We start from the raw sequence: 2,284 nt of genomic DNA, 5'->3' as shown, positions 1-2,284 counted from the left end.
GGCGACGGTTTGCGCCCGTTGGTCCAGTTCGGCGTAACTCAGGCGCTGGCCTTCGAACACCAGCGCCGGGGCGTTGGGGCTCAGGGCCGCTTGCTGGCTCAGGGCGGTGTGCAGGTTGGTCGGGCCGTTGTAGTGACGTTCGGTGGCGTTCCAGCGGTCCAGTTGCTGTTGGTCCTGCTGTTGCGGGAACAGCTCGACCAGGGTGCGCCCAGGGGTTGCCACCAGAGCGTCGAGCAGCGCGCACCACTGCGCGCTCCAGCGTTGCATCGTCGCTTCGTCGTACAAGGCCGATTGGTATTCCAGCGCCAGCGTCATGTCGCTGCCGTCATCCTGGACTTCCCAGCTCTGCTCAAACTTGGCGTCGATCACCGGCAACATCTGCTCTTCGACGTTCAGCCCCGGCCATTGGCTGCTGTCGACGCGGCCGTAGTTGAGGGAGAACAGCACCTGGAACAGCGGCGTGCGGTTCAAGTCGCGGTTCTGCGCGATGGCACCGACCAAGGTGGCGAAAGGCAGGTCGGCATGGGCCTGGGCTGCACGCAGGTCGGCTTCGAGGCTGGTGAGCAGTTGCTCGGCCGGGGCCCGTTGGTCGACGTCGCTGCGGAGCACCAGGGTGTTGACCAGGCAGGCCAGCAACGTCTGGGTTTGGGCGTGGTCACGTTGGTCCGCCGGGGTGCCGAGGCGAATCTCCCGCTGGCCGCTGTAGCGGGCCAGCAGTGCGCTCAGGGCCGTGGCCAGCACCACGTAGGTGGTCGTGCCGCGCTGACGGGCGAACTGTCGGATGGCTTCGGCGCGCGGGGTGCCGAGGCGGACGCTCAGTTGCCGGGCGCGACGATCGGCTTCGGCGCCGCGTGGATGGTCGATGGGCAGGTCGAGCTGGTAGTCGTCCTGGCCCAAGTGGTTTTTCCAGTAGTCCAGGCTGGCATTGCGCCGGGCCTGGGTGTCCGGGTGCTGTTGCCACAGGGCGAAATCGACGTAGTCGATCTCCAGCGGCGTCCACGTGGGCGACTGCCCGCTGAGGCCGGCGGCGTAGGCCTGGGTCAGTTCGTCGATGAGCAACTGCATGGCCCAACCGTCGGTGGCGCTGTGGTGCAGGCACACCAGCAACAGGTTTTCGTCGCTACCCTGGCGTTGCAGCAGGTGCGCACGCCAAGGCGCGGCGGCGGCCAGGTCGAACGGCGTCATCAGTTCGTCCTGGGCGTTGGCACAGGTCGCGGCCCAGTCCTGGGTTGCAGCGCGAGTGACCGCGAGCGCCGGCCCGTGGTCGTCGATGAGCAATTGTGGCTCGCCGTCGACGTCGATAATCCGGCTGCGCAGCACCAGGTGGCGCTGGCTGACCTGCTCAAAGGCCTCGCGCAAGACCTGGACCTGCAGCTCGCCGCGCAAGGTCAGGGCGAACGGCATGTGGTATTCGCGGGACTCCGGCACCAGGCGGCTGAGCATCCAGAACCGGCGTTGGGCCAGGCCCAGGGGCAGTTGCGCCGGGCGCGGTTGTACGCTGATCGATTCATCGGGCAGGGCCGCCCGCAGATGCTCGGCCAAGGCCGCGACCGTCGGTTGGGCGAACACCAGCGGCAAGGGCAGGGACACCCCCAGGCGCTCACGGACCCGGCTGACCAGGCGGGTGGCCAGCAAGGAGTGGCCGCCGAGTTGGAAGAAGTGGTCCTCGATACCGACGTCTGAACAGCCCAGCACCTCGCTGAAGAGTTCGCAGAGCACGGTTTCAGTGGCATTGCGCGGCGCGGTGCGCGGCTGGTCGCTTTGGCTGTGTGGCAGCGGCGCGGCGGCCAGGGCCTTACGGTCGAGCTTGCCGTTGCTGTTGAGCGGCAGGCGGTCGAGCTGCACGAAAACGCTTGGCTGCATGTGCACGGGCAGGCTGTCGCTCAAGTCGGCACGCAGGGTCGCCTCATCGGCGTCACCGCACCAGAAACTCACCAGGCGCTGATCCAGCAACAAGGTGGCGGCGTCGCGAATACCGGCCTGGGCCAGCAGCGCAGCGTCGATTTCCCCCAACTCGATGCGCTGGCCACGCAACTTCACCTGATGGTCGAGACGCCCCAGGTACTCGATGTTGCCATCGGCCAGGAAGCGGCAGCGGTCGCCCGTGCGGTACAGGCGATCGCCGGCCACGAACGGGCTGGCGAGGAAGCGTTCTTCGGTCAGGTCCGGGCGTTTCAAATAGCCACGGGCCACGCCGACGCCGCCGATGTACAACTCGCCGATGCTGCCAATCGGCAGCGGCTGCATGGCTTCGTCGAGGATGTACAAGCGCAGGTTGGCGATG

1 protein-coding gene is annotated in these 2,284 nt (G+C 67.3%); it reads right to left on the bottom strand.

Annotated features, from left to right (window positions below; genetic code table 11):
- Nucleotides 1-2,284: condensation domain-containing protein (locus tag IB266_RS30405; RefSeq protein WP_192264437.1), on the bottom strand; the 2,284-nt coding region annotated here is incomplete at both ends.

This window comes from Pseudomonas sp. Pdm06 (assembly GCF_014851795.1).
Classification (GTDB): Bacteria; Pseudomonadota; Gammaproteobacteria; order Pseudomonadales; family Pseudomonadaceae; genus Aquipseudomonas; species Aquipseudomonas fluorescens_AA.
This window is presented reverse-complemented; position numbering and strand designations above follow the sequence as displayed.